The sequence below is a fragment of the Marivirga tractuosa genome (assembly GCF_042140215.1).
GTDB classification, from domain to species: Bacteria; Bacteroidota; Bacteroidia; order Cytophagales; family Cyclobacteriaceae; genus Marivirga; species Marivirga tractuosa_A.
In genome coordinates this window covers 1,155,944-1,172,087 of sequence record NZ_CP159478.1, presented here as the reverse complement: position 1 = coordinate 1,172,087, position 16,144 = coordinate 1,155,944, and the positions used below count along the sequence as shown (strand labels likewise).

Sequence of the window (16,144 nt, the reverse complement as noted above, 5' to 3'; positions counted from 1 at the left end):
TCAATGAATCGCTTCAACCGACCTTGCCACTTGCTAGTATGCTTCGCTGCTCGCATACAAGGGACTTGCACCCTCAAGATAATCTGAGTATCTTTCAACTCGTGCCATGCTAGGCACACACAATGTGTATGGTGCATACCCTTTGGGATACGCGCCATACACAAACGGTCATCCCTAAAAATTAAAACAGCAGAATTACTCACAACCATTTTCATCGAAGGCATCATAAATTTCCTGTTCAGTTTCCCAGGTGCAGTTATCCGTTGGCTTTTATGCGGGAGAAAGAGATCTCTTAAAGCCTATTGGAATGATAATGTCTTTTTAAACGCATTCGTTGGAATTGCCTTATTTAGCATAATAATTTTAATTATTATGGTTTCAAGCAACACATAAAAGTGAAAGGAGCCCAAGTGAATACAGAAAATGAATTAACAAATTGCTTTATAACTACTTAGATATCAAATATTAAGATATATTTAGTAAATCTTTCACCCTAAATCCTACTCCCATGAGAATCATAATCCTTGCCACTTCGCTCTTATTATTCCTGCATTTTGAAGGAAGTGCTCAAACCGAATTTGTACTGGAGTCCTCTCAGAGTATGATTATGACAGGAAAAGGAACTGGTCAGGATGCCACTATAAACCCTTATTTCGGACAAGATTGCTATGCCATTGTCAAAAACATTGGAAAAAGGGAATTCTCTATTAGAGTCCAGCAGGAAGGAAAAGTTATCGAAGAAATCCCAATCCTGAAAGATGAAGTAAAAAAAGTAAAACTCTTAAAAGGCTACGAACTCTACTTAGATCCAAACCCAAAAGGCAGAGCAAAAGCCAGCGTGGACTATGAAAAAATAGTGGGAGAAAAATAAGCTTACCACTTTATAACTGGCACAAACCTATTGTTTGTGCCAGTTCAATCATTTATAGCTCCAATTATTCAGCCACCTTCACCGCCCCCTCTTTCTTATCAAAAATCGAAGCATCATCTGAGAACTGAATATTAGAAATAGTGGCTTCTCCTAATTGATCTTGTAAACCCTCTTCTTCACTCCAATTCCAGAACTTCCATTGCTTCGCAAAGGGAATACCCTCCACTTTAGTATAATCTGAATAGCTGATGGCATGTGGGTTTTGGGCTGCTTTGGCCTAACAAATCAACCATTCCTAAAATAACTGTGCGCATAACGGACAAATTTCACTACATTTCTAGTATAAATAACCATTTAATCTATGAAGAAATATAGCATACTAAGCCTATTGATTGCGGTAATCGCAATCAATTTTAGTGCTTTTGCCCAAGAGGACGAAAAGGCAGATAGCACTAAAAAAGCAACCAAAGAACTTCCGCTTGAGCCGGAAAGAACCATTGAGTTTAACACAAAAGAAGGCACCTGGCTTTCTGTTGATGTCAGTCCAGATGGAAAAACTATCCTTTTCGATATGATGGGGGATATCTATTCCATTCCTTTTACGGGTGGCAAAGCCACTAAAATCACAGAAGGAATGCCTTATGATGTGCATCCTCGTTACAGCCCGGATGGTAAATCGATTGTTTTTATCTCTGATAAAAGCGGTTCAGACAACATCTGGACAATGGATTTGAATTCTGAAGAGATGACACAAATCACCAAAGATGATAACCAAAACTATTTCTCAGCCGACTGGACCCCAGATGGAGAATATATAGTAGGCGCTAAAGGCAGAAGAAACATCAAACTGCATATTTACCACAAAGAAGGTGGTTCTGGTGCTCAATTAATCGATAAACCCGATAACCTAAAAACCACAGATCCTACGGTTAGCCCTGATGGGAAATTGGTTTACTTCTCCAAAAGAAATTCGGCTTGGAACTACAATGCGCAATTCCCGCAATATCAAATCGGCACTTACGATATGGAAGATGGTGATATGGCTACTATCACTTCTCGCTACGGATCAGCCTTTACTCCTACCCTTTCTCCTGATGGAAAATGGTTAGTGTATGGAACTCGCTTTGAAACTGAAACCGGTTTAGTAAGAAGAAATTTAAAAACAGGTGATGAAGAATGGTTAGCGTATCCGGTACAAAGAGATGAGCAAGAGTCTATTGCACCACTAGGCGTTTATCCTGCCATGTCATTCACACCTGATAGCAAATTTCTAATCGCTACTTATGGGGGAAAAATCCATAAAATCGACATCAATGCAAAAACGGCTTCTGAAATTCCATTCGAAGTAGATTTGAAATTGGAATTAGGCCCAAGATTGAAATTCGAATATCCGATTTCAGACAATAAAGAAGCTTTTGTAACGCAAATAAGAGATGGTGTGCCGTCTCCTGATGGAACCCAATTAGCCTTTACTGCTTTAAACAGATTGTATGTAATGGATTTGCCTGATGGTGAACCAAAAAGATTAACCAAGCAAAATTTCACTGAAGCAATGCCCGCATGGTCACCAGATGGTAGTCAAATTGTATTTTCAACCTGGGAAGAAAAAGAAGGCGGACATTTATATAAAATTAATTCTAATGGCAGAGGAAAGCCAGTAAAGCTGACACAAAACCCTGCTCTATACCTTGATCCCGAATGGTCTTATACTCAAAACCGAATTGTATTCAATAGAGGAGCCAATCAGGTTTATAAAGATGCAGTTGATCCCTTCGGTTCATTAATGATGGAAGATTTAGCCTGGATTTCTGCAGATGGCGGAAAACTAAATCTCATTGACAAAGCAAAAGGAAGAAGCACTCCTCATTTCTCAAAAGTGTCGGACAGAATCTATTTAAATCATGGATCTAAAGGATTAATCTCAATCAGATGGGATGGGACAGATGAAAAAGAGCATCTTCAATTGACAGGTATTACCACTTATGGTTCATCTATTGACATGATTCATGCGCACGATGGTTCTCACAACATTTTGCCTGGTGATGAGAAAGCATGGAGAGCAAAAGATAAAGCCTCAAAACCATCTGAAATTAGAATTTCACCAGATGGAGAAACGGCTTTAGCAAAAATCAATAATGATGTATATTCGGTGACCATTCCTAAATATGGTCAAACTCCTAAAATCTCATTAGCGAAAGCAGATAATGCCGCTTTTCCTGCTATGAAATTAACCGTAATGGGCGGTGAATTCCCTGCTTGGAGCGGTGACAGCAAAAAAGTACATTGGTCATTGGGAGCCAGTCATTTCATTTATGATTTAGTAGAAGGTAAAGCTTATGCGGATAGCGTAGCTACGGCTAAAAAAGAAGCTGCTAAAAAGAAAGAGGAAGAAAAAGAAGAGGATAAAGAAGAAGATGATGATGAAAAAGACAGTGATGACGAATCCGAAGATAAAAAAGACAAAGAAGGGAAAGAGGAAGGATTCACTGCTAAAGAACTTAAAATAAAAGTAGCCTATGAAAAAGATATCCCAGAAGGCACTATCCTTTTAAAAGGTGCAAGAATCATCACCATGACTGATCAGGGTGTGATTGAAAATGGAGATATCTTAATTGAAAACAACCGTATCAAGGCTGTTGGAGAAAGTGGTAGTTTAGACATTCCAAATGGAGCAAAAACCATTGATGTATCCGGAAAAACCATCACACCAGGATTTGTAGATACACATGCGCACATGTGGCCAAACTGGGGATTACATAAAAATCAGGTTTGGATTTATTCTGCCAATTTAGCTTATGGTGTAACCACTACTCGTGACCCACAAACGGCAACCACCGATGTTTTGACTTATTCCGATATGGTGGATGCCGGAATGATTCATGGCCCTAGAGTGTACAGTACTGGCCCTGGCGTTGGCTATTGGATGTACAAAATCAAGTCGCTTGAGCATGCTAAAGAAGTTTTAAAGCAATACAGTGAATACTATGACACTAAGAGCATTAAAATGTATTTAGTTGGTAACCGTCAGCAAAGACAGTGGATCATTATGGCCGCTAAGAAACTAGAATTGATGCCAACTACTGAAGGCGGTTTGGATTACAAACTGAATATGACGCAATTATTGGATGGCTATCCAGGTCATGAGCATAGTTTGCCAATCGTGGGAATTTACAAAGATGCAGTCCAGACGATAGCAGAATCCAAAATGGCTGTAACTCCTACCCTGTTGGTATCTTACGGTGGCCCATGGGCGGAAGAGTTTTATTATGCTACAGAAGATGTCTATCACGATAAAAAGCTTCAATATTTTACTCCTTATGAGGAATTAGCACAGAAATCTCGCAGAAGAGGTGCTTGGTTTATGGAAGAAGAGCATGTTTTCCCTAAGCATGCCAAGTTCATGAAAGATTTAGTGGAAGCAGATGGTATTGGCGGAGTGGGTAGCCATGGTCAATTGCAAGGATTGGGCTATCACTGGGAGTTGTGGTCGATGGCAAGTGGAGGCATGAGCAATATGGATGCCTTGAAAACTGCCACAATTTTAGGAGCAGAAGCTTTAGGCTTAGAAGGTGACTTAGGAAGCATAGAGGAAGGTAAATTAGCTGATTTATTGATTATGGATAAAAATCCACTGGAAGAAATCAGAAACTCAAATACCTTAACTCATGTAGTAAAAAATGGTAGGGTGTATAATGCTGATAATTTAAATGAAATAGCTCCTATTGAAAAAGAAGCAGAAGATTTCGAATGGCAAACCAAAAAGCCTGAGAATGTTCCAGGCGTTCAAAAGGATTGATTTTTAACCCTATTTAAAATGAAAAAAGGGATTCTGATTTAAGTCAGAATCCCTTTTATGTACTAAATAAAATACTTTTATTTTCTTCGTTATGCATACACTTGCAAAATGCTACTAAATGTCATTCTATTTTTTTAATTAGGAGTATTGGAAAATGGATCTTTTTTGAATTTGTCTAGAAAATAGAAACTGGTTCATCACATCCTCAAATCATGATCAGCTTACTGGCAAATCTTTAAACCAAGACACACTAGCAGGATTATGATTACTTACTTTACCGTAAGCTCGGGTACTGCAAATCAAAAGAGCTTAATGTAGGATTGTTGGCAGTTTGAGTTACTCTAGATGGTAAAACAATTTTAAAACCTAATAAAGAAGATGTCTACTGGTTAATAGGAGTATCTCATCCCGTTAAACCAACCCTAGGTAAACTGCATGCTTGGTCAAACCCGCAAGATTTTTTGCGCCAAGTTTCAGCATTAAATTTTTTCTGTAAGTTTCTACTGTATGTTTACTTATATAAAGCTGATCAGCAATTTCTTGTGTGGTATATTCTTTAGCAATAAGAGTAAGCACTTCCTCCTCTCTTAAACTCAGCTGTTCATCTTTTACCTTTTGCGTGGTAAACATACTAGATTTATAATGGCTGAGCACCTCCTCGGCAAAGTAAGTTTCACCATGCAGTAGTTTGCTGATAGTCGATAACAGTTCCGATTTAGGTGCATTTTTTTGTAAGTACCCATCTATTCCACCCTTCCTCAAATCATCGAATTTCTTAGGGTTGTTATGCATACTGACAATCAGAGTCTTAATCTGCGGATGCTTCTTTTTTATTGCTTTATTGAGTTCTATGCCATCCATTTCTGGCATAGAAATATCAGATATCACAAGATGAACATCAGTCGAATCCTCTATAAAAGGCAAGACCGATTTTGGGCTAGAAGTAGCCAATACTACATTCAGATGTGGCTCGGCTGCACAGATACTCACTAGACCATCCAAAAACATCTTATGGTCATCAATAATGATTATATTGTACTTCATAGTGTCTTTTAGCTATATATTAAGGGTATGTCTATATTAACGATTGTGCCATGTCCAGGTAGCGACTCAATTCTCAAGTCTGCCTGCAATTGTGATAAACGATGCTTGATACTTTTGAGCCCAATTCCATTCATTTTAGAGCGCTGATCAAAACCCGTTCCATCATCTTCGAATAGCAGGTTAATACTATCTTCATGAGCTGCAAGCTGAATATCCACTCGCTTGGCATCGGCATGTTTTTGCGTATTGGTCAGCAATTCCTGTATAATTTTAAATAGAGTCGTTTGTATTCCACTATCCATTGCCTCCAGTCGTGCTTCATTGAAATACCGAAAGTAAATCGACAAGGTAGTCGCACTTTCAAATTCAGAAATATATTGTGATAGCACTTCAATAAAAGTACTCTTGCTAATCTTATCAGAAAGTAAATCATGGGAAATATTTCGAACCTGATTATAGGTCATATCAAGATTCCCTATAATCTCACTTGTCAGTGCTGTCTCTATTTCTAACTGTTGCATTTGTAGTTTAATGCCTGCTAAGTTTCCGCCCACAAAATCATGCAACTCCAATGCTATTCTTTTCCGCTCCTTACTTTGCCCATCTACCGATGCTCTAATCACTTGTAGTTGTTGTTCTTTCAGCACTTCATTGAGCTGCTGCTGTGCATTTCGTTCTTGCTGTCGTGTCAGCGCCTTTTGTGCTTTTAATTTTTGATAGTAAAAGTACAGCAAGATGATAATAGGTATTAAAAGCACCAAAAACCCAATAATATACGCATTTTTTAGCAATTCAGTGCGCTCAATCTTTGCGGCTGCCAAGTCTTGCGCCCGTTTTAGCAACAGAATTTTACTCTCACTTTCTTGCCGTTTTTTCTCTAAGGATAAAATGGTATTGGTTTGTTTCGAAGTCTCCAATTCTTTCTTGAGCAACAAATTATCAAACGCCTTTTTTTGCTGACTAGACTCTAGCTCTTTCTTTTTTTTCTGCAAATTCAAAAGTGCAATTTGCTGTTGCTTTTTCTCCGTTTCGTAAGCAATCTTCAGTTCTTCTATCTGCTTGGCCTTCTCTTTATTAAACAGGATGTCCTTTAATTGATTCGCCTTTCGCATAAAGACTATTGCTTGCTCATAATTCCCAGTTTCTTCATGTACCTGAGCGTAGGTATCATAAAACTCCAGCCGTTTAGTTTTGGACGGAACTATGAGCACCACTTTCTCGGCCTTGCCTAGCTGCTCGAATGCTTTTGCTAGCTCGCCTATTTTCAGATAAGACTTTGCCATATTAAGCAATGGCGTGAGTGTATTCGGGGTTAAATCTAAAGAATCCGCTAACTGATACGATTTGTCGAATAATACAATCGCCTCTTGATTCCGCCCTTCTTTCACCTTCACTTCGCCTAGCCCATTATAAATATAACAAAGTGCTCTCAGATTATCTTGATTGAGTGCAACTTCCTTGGCTCTCAAAAAATAATCTGCTGTTTGCTCTATTTCTCTATCACTATCTAAGTATATCTCACCCAAATTGATATACTTACCAATTTGTAAATCGGGACTTAAATACTCATCCGTAGCCATATTCAAGTACTTTTCTGCCTCTTGATAGGAGGACTGCCCCATAAGTAGCACCCCAATTTGATGCAAAATAAAAGCTTGGCTTTGCTTCGTATGATTTTGCGCGTAGTTTAAAGCCATTTTGTAGCTATCCATAGCCTTTGTACCCTCTCCTTTCGCCATGTATGCATCGCCAAGTGCCTTATAGTTATTGGTATGAAATCTTGTCCTCTGTTTCTTATCCGAGTTGTTAATAAGCGGAATATTGTCCTCTAGGTATTGGATAGCCAAATCGTAAGCACCTGTAAAACTGTACATTGTCGCTTTCGCAAACTGTATTTGGATGGTCGTCTCTTTGGTGGGTGACAACGCTAAAGCCGAATCAAGTACTGCTTCTGCTTGTTCGTAATTTTGGTCTCTATCAATCAGAGCAATACCTTTATGTAGCATTCCCCTAGCTGCTGCATCAGCATCAGGCAATTGAGCCACACTAGGCACAACCCATAAAAAGCAGATAATTATACTAACAATTTTCATATTATCAAGAAGTCATAAAATTAAGAAATTTAATTGCCTCTGCTATCAAGTAAACAGCAGTTTTCTTCTTGAATCCTATACTACGGTTAATCTCCTCTCTTATTCAGACTTCTGTGTCAACAATGAATCTTTATCGTTTTCTAGCATACGAAGAATGTTTAATTCATCCTTTGTAGAAATGACACCATTAAAAATAAGCGTATCACCCTCATCTACTGTGTACAATGTTTTACTGTCTATTCGTCTAAATTCAGAAAAACGAAACCTACGGTCGAAGTTGGAAAAAGAAATAACACTATCTTTCTCTTCCCATTCAAAATTAGTAATCCCTCTGGCACTAAACAAGTCGCCTGTTCCGTCATGTTCTAATGTGATAGAAATGACCATTCGTTCTGAATTATTATCAAACTGCGTGTATGCTAAGCCTTTTTCTAGTTCTTTAATTCTCCGTCTCAATTCTTCCTCCTCAAGGATTTGCTTTTGAAACTCATCCGCCTCTTCCTTGTTTAGCATTATATATTCTTCGCTCATTACCCTACCATCTTCGTCTTTCTCTGTCAATACGAACTTTGTTTTCTGGCCCCTAACTATTGATTCTCTGTCCGCTTGATTATCCGTACAAGCTATTAAACCAAGAAGTAGCAGCACTATGAGATTCACTCTTTGTATTTTATTCATGTCTGTATCAAAATTTGATAGCCATTTATAGTTAGTCTTGACTACTTTCGCTTCCAGAAGCTTGAGGTTTTGTGGGATTTTCTTAAATCTTTAACGGATGCATTTTCCCATTCTTTGATATTTAGGTTCATCACACTTGACACCTCTTTCAGCTTATCTAGCCCCTTAGAAGCTTCTTTTTTGGGACACGGAAATGCCACCTGAAATACCAAGTTGTCTTTCTGGTAAAAGCCCATCAAGAAGTAGTCATAATTTTGCTCCACCCAATAAACACCTGTTCGATACTGCTTATTTTCAGCAATAAGCTTCGTCTCTTCTAGGCTAGAACTAGTGTATTGACCCGCAGATGCGGCACCCGAAAATATGATATTGGCACTCTCCCTATAGGAGCTTTCAAGATACAAAGGCTGCCCCTCGTACAGCAAGGTGGCATGCACGAACGACTCGCCAAAAGTAGAATCTTTAAACACATAAAAATCTTTTGAATAGATATCCTCTTTGTCGTCAAGACTATCTCCACTATTTTTATATTTCCCCATAAAAGGAAATACCGATTGTACATTTGTGAATACAATCTCGTCACTACTGGCGTTACCGTGAGGATCCCAAAGCCCTTCAAAAGGAGCTGTTTTTAACCATGATTTTATATCTTTGTTCGTCATCTTGGCTATTTCTTCATTCCATTCTGGCTTTCTCCCACAGCTTACCATTACGAGGCAGACAAAAACGACAACTTTTAATGTGTTATTCATAAGTACTGTATTTTTCTTTTGTTACAACAACAAAGGTAGGTGTCACAAAAACATAGACTATCCCTGTTTTCCGTGAAAACATCATCATCTCACTCTTAAAAAACTGTATTTTCCCTGAAAATGGGGATAGAGAGTCGTTTGCCTTTCTTGACATTTGAAGCCATCCAATAACACGGAAAACAAAAGATATACACCACTAAAACTTGAGGGATTAATTAAATGCAGTTAGAAGAAAATTTGTATGACCAAGTAGTAGCGTTTAGCACTGAAGGTGATGCGTTGATGGAAAGTTCAAAATACGAAGAGGCTATCGACTCTTACCATCGTGCATTAGAACTTTTGCCGGAGCCGAAATCCTCATGGGAGGCATTTACCTGGCTGTCTGTTGCCATTGGGGACGTGTATTTTGAAACTGACGATTATGAAAGTGCGCTTATACGATTCAAAACTGCACAAAAAGGAGCTGAAGCTTTAGATAATCCTTTTATTTATCTACGAATTGGGCAATGCGCTTATGAATTAGCAAATAAACAACAAGCAATTGATAATTTACTCCGAGCCTACATGCTTGACGGAATAGATATCTTTGAGGATGAAGATGTCAAATACATCAACTATCTGAAGTCTAGCATAAGCCTCACTATAGAGTAGGTCTGCTTAAAAAAGGCTAAGGTAGAATTCTCAAAAGGAATGTTACTTGATAATCTGCGTTCGATTCAAATTTTGGATTCAGAATAACTGAAAATAGGGATAGATGACAAGTTGCAAAATAAGTACCTTGCACGGATAATTTTACATGCTAACTACATGACACCTTGATTGACACAAAGAAATTAATTGATAAGTATAGTTCAGAAGCTGACTTCACTGGAGCAGTAACAGATGAAGAAATTACAGAAGGTGAACGTTTATTGGAAACAAAATTCCCTCCATCTTTTAAACAGTATTTAAGGGAGTTTGGAGCACTATCTTTTGAAAGTGAGGAGTTCTATGGAATCATATCTGGAGAGATACCTGCTAATTGCGCGCCATGTACGCTATTTGCTACATTAAATGCTCGTAAACGTGGCGACATATCTGAAACTATGATTAAGGTGAAATCTTCTGGTTATGGCCCTATGTTTTCAATTGATATGTCAGACGTGGACGAGAATGGAGAAGGTAAGGTAGTGGAAACACCACTTTCTTATAAAAGCACCCAAGAAAAAACAGTAATTGCGAATAGTTTTGCTGAATTTCTCTATAATGAAGTAGTTTCTGCTATAGAAAACATGGAGGAATAGCCTCACAACATATTCTATGTGGAGCTGCACTGGCTGTATTTGCCTACGGCACAAACCCTACTCTAGAGTGCGCTTAAAAACAGTTAATATTGCAAAAATGTGTTTACAGTCAATTCTAGTTCGTTTTTTTGATACTACAGTTTTTCAATAGGTACAAGTTTTCTAACGATTAAACTTTGTATCTCATGCACTAAAAAATATATTTTCACTGAAAAAAGGGATGGTCAACGCTCTAGAAATTGAGTTATTTGTAAACTTAACATAGCACGCAATACTAAACCCATAAAAATGAAGACTCTATTTACTACACTATTCCTCATCGTTAATTGTAGTATTCTATCAAAAGCACAAAACGACACGATTTGGTTCGATAAAGACTGGAACCAATCTACTAAGCAAAATGCTTCATTCTATAGACCACCTCTCGAAAAGGAAGGGGATTTGTATAAAATGAAGGATTATTACATAGATGGATCTTTACAAATGAATGGAACCAGCAGATTCAAAGACTCAGTTCATCTGGAAGGAAAGGCTGTATGGTACTCTCAAAATGGAAAAGTAAATCAAGAGGAAACTTACAAGAATAACACTTTGGATGGAGTAGCCATCTATTATCGAGAAAATTCTAAAGATTTATCACGTGAAATCACCTACGATATGGGAAAAACGATAAGTGATGTCCGTTTTGACAAAAATCGTGATGGCATACGATACAAACGTTATTACGAAGATGGCAGAATTGTGAAGACTGATTATTATGGATCCGAAGGAAAGTTCATTGGCACCTACTATGAAAGCGAGGATGAGTATCAGAATGGAAATGGTAAAAGAGTCACCTATTACAACGACCCAATGAGTGTCAAAATTATAGAAGTATTTGAGAATGGAGGACAGCTTTACTTCGATGCATTTTATAAAAATGGAAACAAACAAGTAAGCTTTAATGACACTAAACTTCAAGAGATTTTTTATAACCCAGAAGGACAGCAGATAGGAGTCATCCAATACACACGTGAAGACGGACTACTCTACTACCAAGAGGGCGAAACTTTTGATTTCTATTACAACGGCATCATCAAAAGCAAAACAACTTATGCTGATGGTTATCAGACTAGTCATAAAGAGTTTAGCCTCACAGGCGTGTTAGTTAGAGAAGAATTTTATGAAGAAAATGAGACCATAAAGATTGTCAGCTATACGAATGAAGGCAAAAAAATAGGTGTCTATGAAGAGAAAAATGGAAAACGAAATGGCACCATACGCACAAAAGACAACCGTATCATTACATATGAAGACAACCTCGTGCAAAAAGCAATAATCCCATACCGCATGACAAAGAAGGTTTTTGCTTCTCTAGAAAACTCTCAGATTACATTTTACGATAGCACGGGAAACGTGCTAGGAAGATTAACAGTTGAATTAGAGGAAGGTGAGTTTCGACTGCATCAACTAGAAAACAGTGCCTACCTACCCAGACCTATTGAAGGCACCCTTTTTGAAAAAAATTACAACGATGAAATAACGGATGAACTGGTATTTGAAGAGGGCAAAAAAAGAAGTGAAAGCAGGTATATATTTTATCAAGGCAAAACCTACAAAGAAACTCTCTTCTACAATGAAAATGAAGAATTCCATAAAAGTATCTCCTACTTTAGCAATGGAGAAGTGAAGAGTATTATTCATTATCTAGAAGGTACGACTGGTATAAAAACTGCTGCCATATTTTTCGATAAATCAGGAAAAAAACTATCTGAATACGATTACAAAACGAATACAGGAACAATATATAAGTACTTCCCTCAATCCGATTTTCCAAAATCCATCATTGAAAAGGAAAATGATAAAACCTTGACACAAAAAAGATATGAAAGGTATTATGATACTGATTTGAAAGAAAATAAAGTCGTACTAAGAGAAGATATTGACTACAATGGTGAAGCAAAGTTTTACTCAAGAGAGGGCGAATTGATTGCAGAAGCCACTTACAAAAATGGAGAACCGACTGGCACTCTCTATTCATTGGGTAGGCATGAATTCATTGAATATAAAAAAGGCAAGAAGCACGGGAAATCCATTTCGTACGAAGAGGATGAAAAAACAATCCAAAATGAGGGAAACTACAAAAATGGTGAAAAGCACGGCACCTTCACCTATTCTTCCTACGGAATTAAACAGAAAACAGTAAACTACAAAAATGGTCAAAAAGAGGGCTACGTTATTTCCTACGATAAAAAAGGAAATGAAACTGCCAGACTATTGTATAAAAATAATGAACCCTACGAAGGAACACATATCGATTTCTATGGCAAAGGTAAAGTCTATAAAGAGGGGGAAATCATAAAGGAGTTCAGTAAAAATGCTGACTTGACCATTGAAACCAGCTACTCGTCCGAAGATGAAACAAGCACTATTGTTTACGATAAATCCAATCAGAAAGTACTTAGCTACACAGAGCGTAACGGACAATTGCAAGACACCCTATACCATTATAAAAACAATGACATTGCCTACAATGCAGTTTTTGAAAAAGGATATTTAATAGACGGCAGCGTATGGGTCACTCATAATAATGGCTTTCAAGCTGAATCCTACGCTCATCTCCACCGTGATGGAGATTCCATTACCATAAAAACATACAATGAAGAAAACGAAATGAGCTTTGAAGGCACAGTTAACATCGGCTTATACAAAAACTACAGTGAGCGCATTGTCAAGTTAAAATTGGGGCACAGTTTATATGTTCGCCCTTCCCAACTATTTCTCAAAGCATACGAAACCAATGTATTTTAACAACATCTACACAGAACAAGAATAGAGAAGCTAAAAGAATACGAAACGTCAATTAAGAAAAAACTCAGGACCATCACAAAAACACGAAACTCTAAAAACCACCGCTTAAAACACCATACCATGTGTACATTAAAACTTATAAAGAAAGAGACCTATACATTTGAAGAAAATGTATTCAGCAAGTATTTTCTGCCTTTATCTAGTAGTGAATTCATTATTCAAGGGCATCAAGATTGGAAATCTGATTATAAAATTAGATTCCACATAAACAATAAGGAAAGCAGTACTTCTTCAATCAATGCATACGAGCAGTATATCAATCATCCCAAAGGGGTGCTAGTGTACAAAGACCAAAAATTGTGGTGGCATCCCAAAAACGACCTTAACCATGCGGTTGAAATAAAACTCGATGCTACGTTTCAAAATCGTGAGTGGATAACGAATATAGAAACCGTAAGTGTAACACCTAGAATTGGCACATTAGGCTTGTCTGATTGCGACATTATCCCTGTAAATGTATCGTACAAAAGTTTCAGGTTGAACAGGCAATTATCTCTCTTAAAGCTAGATTTTGATAAAAAAGAGGCTTCTATTGTATTTGACAAATACCATCAGTTTATCACACTTAACTATTATGATTTGTTAAAACACCAAGGTTATGATATGAGCTCCATAGATAAAAACTGGGCTTTCAGTGAAGAAAAAAGAACCGATGGTGTACTAGATAATTACTATGACCATCATGCGCAAATGTTGTTTAGCCGCGCACTGTTTAAAAACAACAAACTCTACATTTTTTCAACAGGAAGAAGAACAAATTACATGAAATACGGTATGGATTATGTCTGTTTAAGCATACTTGAAAAAAGCCTTTTCAACAAGCGATATTCTGTGAAAAAGACGCTATTCTTTCAAGATGAAGATGAATTGGACAGTGGTAAGAACGGAAAGGAAGGACGGTTTACCGCTTCCGCAAAATACTGTATCATCACCCCTGTTTTCACAACTTCTGATGCTTGGAAAAGTAGAGAGAAATTAATTGATTTAGATACTGAGAAACTTATTGATATTGAGTTGCCTAGAGGCTACAAAAGCCATCATATAATTGATCATTATGAAAACAGTTTTTGGGCGCATGGCACCAATAAAGACCACCAAAATGTCATCACACGTTTTGAAGCAGACAATAGCTAATAACCTGAGTTCGATTCTTATTTAGGATTCAGAACGCCTATAAACAATGAGTTTCAACTAAAAATTCTGAAGCAATAGCGAGCTATTGCAAGGGATTTTTAGGAAGAAAATCGATGTTTAGAGGTGTAAAGGGGAAAAACTTTTCCATATAATCCAATATACTGCGTTGTCTTCCCTCGATATAGCCCGCTATATCTTCAAAAAGACGCCTTGTCTATTGAATTATATGAAAATCTGAATTTCCTAAGAAGAGTCGAACTCAGGTTAATACAATAATTATAAACTTTTTAAAGCCCACAATCCAATGAATACACTTTACATTATACTGGTTTTCGCTGTGTTACTTTATTCTCTATACAACGCTATTACCTATACCAAGAGAAGAAATAAAGATAAAAAAGTAGCAAAACAAGCTATTAACACTTTAGCCTACCACAGAGAACTTACCGACAAGGAATGCAAATTGCTTGACGCAATACAAGAACAAAAAGGATTTAAAAAGACGCACAAACGCATAGATAATAAGGTATATCTGTTAAAAGGAACATTTAATCGCCATGGGATTGAGGTTCGCCATAATGAGGTGTGGCACAACCTTATCGGTGGTCTTGAGGTAGTTTTAGACGATCGAGGGTTAGATTTCGTTCAGCACGAAAATGTAGCAGAGGTGATAAAAACAGATAAAATACCCGTAGTGCTAACCCTAAACAATTCGTTTTCCTTATTAAATACTATCGGCTCAGAAAAACAACTAGAAAAAGGAGAGGTAGGCACGATGGCAGATGGTAAAGTCACACTAATAAACAGTAGAAAACAAACCGCTCTGGAAGTACAATCGGTTGAGAAACAATGGAAAGGTACAATAGGTGCTTTCCTAATGATTCCCGCGATTTTTCTTATGGCATTAACAGCACTTTGGGACGTTTATAGCCCCTACGGAGCAATCCCTGGTGGAATCCTATTTTTACTAGCACTTTACTTTCTTTGGCGCAAACCAAAATACTCCAAACCACAGGATGTGCGCACCCTTAAAGGTGTACCTGAATATTCAGCAGTATTAGATGCCTCTGAAAATGTACAAAGTGTAAAAGCCTTTATGGGTACTACAGAGCTAAACTTTGAAAAGAGGTATTGGCTCCCTTTCATGGTGGGAAATGATGATAAAGACGATACGCCTGTTGAAGTTGATGTTACTACCGAAGGTTGGTTAATGCGCTTTGGTCCTTATTTATCATTAGAAGAAGAAGAAAAAAAGATTCCTTCTCAACCTTGGTATCGCCATGTTATCATGACGGTAATTGCTTCCGTAGCACTTATTGTAGGCTTATTTATGGCACCAGAGTTAACTAACGATATAAGACATGATGCAGAGCATTCTATTTTTAGACAATTGAAACTCTATGCACCCGCAATATTTATGGCCTTAAACTTAATCTTACTAATTATTCATGCGCCATTGGCTTACAAAAGCTATAATTTTAACAAACAGCGTAAATCAGACATTCAGCAACATTATATAAATATTTTTACTGCCCATCAAAAAGAATAGGAGCAGCTACTCTTTACAAGACACGCTCACTCCTAGCTCTTGCTTGTCAAGATTGAGTGAAAATCACTGTTTTCAGGGAAAGACAGCTCAACAT

At 37.5% G+C, this 16,144-nt stretch carries 12 protein-coding genes; 7 read left to right on the top strand and 5 right to left on the bottom strand.

The genetic code is table 11. The features are described 5' to 3' along the window. Positions 1–508: 508 nt before the first annotated feature. Complete coding sequence (locus ABWH96_RS05310; RefSeq protein WP_375580457.1) at positions 509–871, top strand: hypothetical protein; 363 nt, start codon at positions 509–511, stop codon at positions 869–871. 64 nt (positions 872–935) lie between these two features. Here the strand turns inward: ABWH96_RS05310 and ABWH96_RS05305 are convergent, their stop codons facing one another. Beyond that, positions 936–1,097 (bottom strand): hypothetical protein, encoded by a 162-nt coding sequence (locus ABWH96_RS05305; protein ID WP_375580456.1) that lies wholly within the window; start codon positions 1,095–1,097, stop codon positions 936–938. A 135-nt stretch (positions 1,098–1,232) separates the two neighbouring features. Between ABWH96_RS05305 and ABWH96_RS05300 the strand changes: the two genes are divergently transcribed. Continuing rightward, complete coding sequence (locus ABWH96_RS05300; RefSeq protein WP_375580455.1) at positions 1,233–4,667, top strand: amidohydrolase family protein; 3,435 nt, start codon at positions 1,233–1,235, stop codon at positions 4,665–4,667. 411 nt (positions 4,668–5,078) lie between these two features. Here ABWH96_RS05300 and ABWH96_RS05295 read toward each other — a convergent pair whose 3' ends face one another. From ABWH96_RS05295 to ABWH96_RS05280, 4 genes are all read right to left on the bottom strand, one after another. Beyond that, positions 5,079–5,711: a response regulator gene (locus ABWH96_RS05295; protein WP_375580454.1), complete on the bottom strand. Its 633-nt coding sequence runs from the start codon at positions 5,709–5,711 to the stop codon at positions 5,079–5,081. An 8-nt stretch (positions 5,712–5,719) separates the two neighbouring features. Further along, positions 5,720–7,804, bottom strand: a complete 2,085-nt coding sequence (locus ABWH96_RS05290; RefSeq protein WP_375580453.1) for a tetratricopeptide repeat protein — start codon at positions 7,802–7,804, stop codon at positions 5,720–5,722. A gap of 99 nt (positions 7,805–7,903) precedes the next feature. Beyond that, complete coding sequence (locus ABWH96_RS05285) at positions 7,904–8,482, bottom strand: hypothetical protein (protein ID WP_375580452.1); 579 nt, start codon at positions 8,480–8,482, stop codon at positions 7,904–7,906. A 41-nt stretch (positions 8,483–8,523) separates the two neighbouring features. Beyond that, the gene (locus tag ABWH96_RS05280; protein ID WP_375580451.1) at positions 8,524–9,234 is read right to left on the bottom strand and encodes a hypothetical protein; all 711 of its coding nucleotides are present in this window, start codon (positions 9,232–9,234) and stop codon (positions 8,524–8,526) included. A 219-nt stretch (positions 9,235–9,453) separates the two neighbouring features. Between ABWH96_RS05280 and ABWH96_RS05275 the strand changes: the two genes are divergently transcribed. The 5 genes from ABWH96_RS05275 (at position 9,454) to ABWH96_RS05255 (ending at position 16,050) form a co-directional block, all read left to right on the top strand. Next, positions 9,454–9,885, top strand: a complete 432-nt coding sequence (locus ABWH96_RS05275; RefSeq protein WP_375580450.1) for a tetratricopeptide repeat protein — start codon at positions 9,454–9,456, stop codon at positions 9,883–9,885. A 164-nt stretch (positions 9,886–10,049) separates the two neighbouring features. Then, on the top strand, positions 10,050–10,517 hold the full coding sequence (locus ABWH96_RS05270) for an SMI1/KNR4 family protein (RefSeq protein WP_375580449.1): 468 nt from the start codon (positions 10,050–10,052) through the stop codon (positions 10,515–10,517). Between the two features lie 288 nt (positions 10,518–10,805). Further along, on the top strand, positions 10,806–13,307 hold the full coding sequence (locus ABWH96_RS05265; RefSeq protein WP_375580448.1) for a hypothetical protein: 2,502 nt from the start codon (positions 10,806–10,808) through the stop codon (positions 13,305–13,307). A 120-nt stretch (positions 13,308–13,427) separates the two neighbouring features. After that, positions 13,428–14,501, top strand: a complete 1,074-nt coding sequence (locus tag ABWH96_RS05260; protein WP_375580447.1) for a hypothetical protein — start codon at positions 13,428–13,430, stop codon at positions 14,499–14,501. A 304-nt stretch (positions 14,502–14,805) separates the two neighbouring features. Further along, positions 14,806–16,050, top strand: a complete 1,245-nt coding sequence (locus tag ABWH96_RS05255) for an IgaA/UmoB family intracellular growth attenuator (RefSeq protein ID WP_375580446.1) — start codon at positions 14,806–14,808, stop codon at positions 16,048–16,050. Positions 16,051–16,144 lie beyond the last annotated feature (94 nt).

What these genes read in the sequence shown, in the direction of transcription:
- ABWH96_RS05265 (WP_375580448.1), top strand. Translation starts at nt 10,806, where the DNA reads ATGAAGACTCTATTTACTACACTATTCCTCATCGTTAATTGTAGTATT.
- ABWH96_RS05280 (WP_375580451.1), bottom strand. Translation starts at nt 9,234, where the DNA reads ATGAATAACACATTAAAAGTTGTCGTTTTTGTCTGCCTCGTAATGGTA.
- ABWH96_RS05285 (WP_375580452.1), bottom strand. Translation starts at nt 8,482, where the DNA reads ATGAATAAAATACAAAGAGTGAATCTCATAGTGCTGCTACTTCTTGGT.
- ABWH96_RS05295 (WP_375580454.1), bottom strand. Translation starts at nt 5,711, where the DNA reads ATGAAGTACAATATAATCATTATTGATGACCATAAGATGTTTTTGGAT.
- ABWH96_RS05260 (WP_375580447.1), top strand. Translation starts at nt 13,428, where the DNA reads ATGTGTACATTAAAACTTATAAAGAAAGAGACCTATACATTTGAAGAA.
- ABWH96_RS05310 (WP_375580457.1), top strand. Translation starts at nt 509, where the DNA reads ATGAGAATCATAATCCTTGCCACTTCGCTCTTATTATTCCTGCATTTT.
- ABWH96_RS05255 (WP_375580446.1), top strand. Translation starts at nt 14,806, where the DNA reads ATGAATACACTTTACATTATACTGGTTTTCGCTGTGTTACTTTATTCT.
- ABWH96_RS05290 (WP_375580453.1), bottom strand. Translation starts at nt 7,804, where the DNA reads ATGAAAATTGTTAGTATAATTATCTGCTTTTTATGGGTTGTGCCTAGT.
- ABWH96_RS05275 (WP_375580450.1), top strand. Translation starts at nt 9,454, where the DNA reads ATGCAGTTAGAAGAAAATTTGTATGACCAAGTAGTAGCGTTTAGCACT.
- ABWH96_RS05300 (WP_375580455.1), top strand. Translation starts at nt 1,233, where the DNA reads ATGAAGAAATATAGCATACTAAGCCTATTGATTGCGGTAATCGCAATC.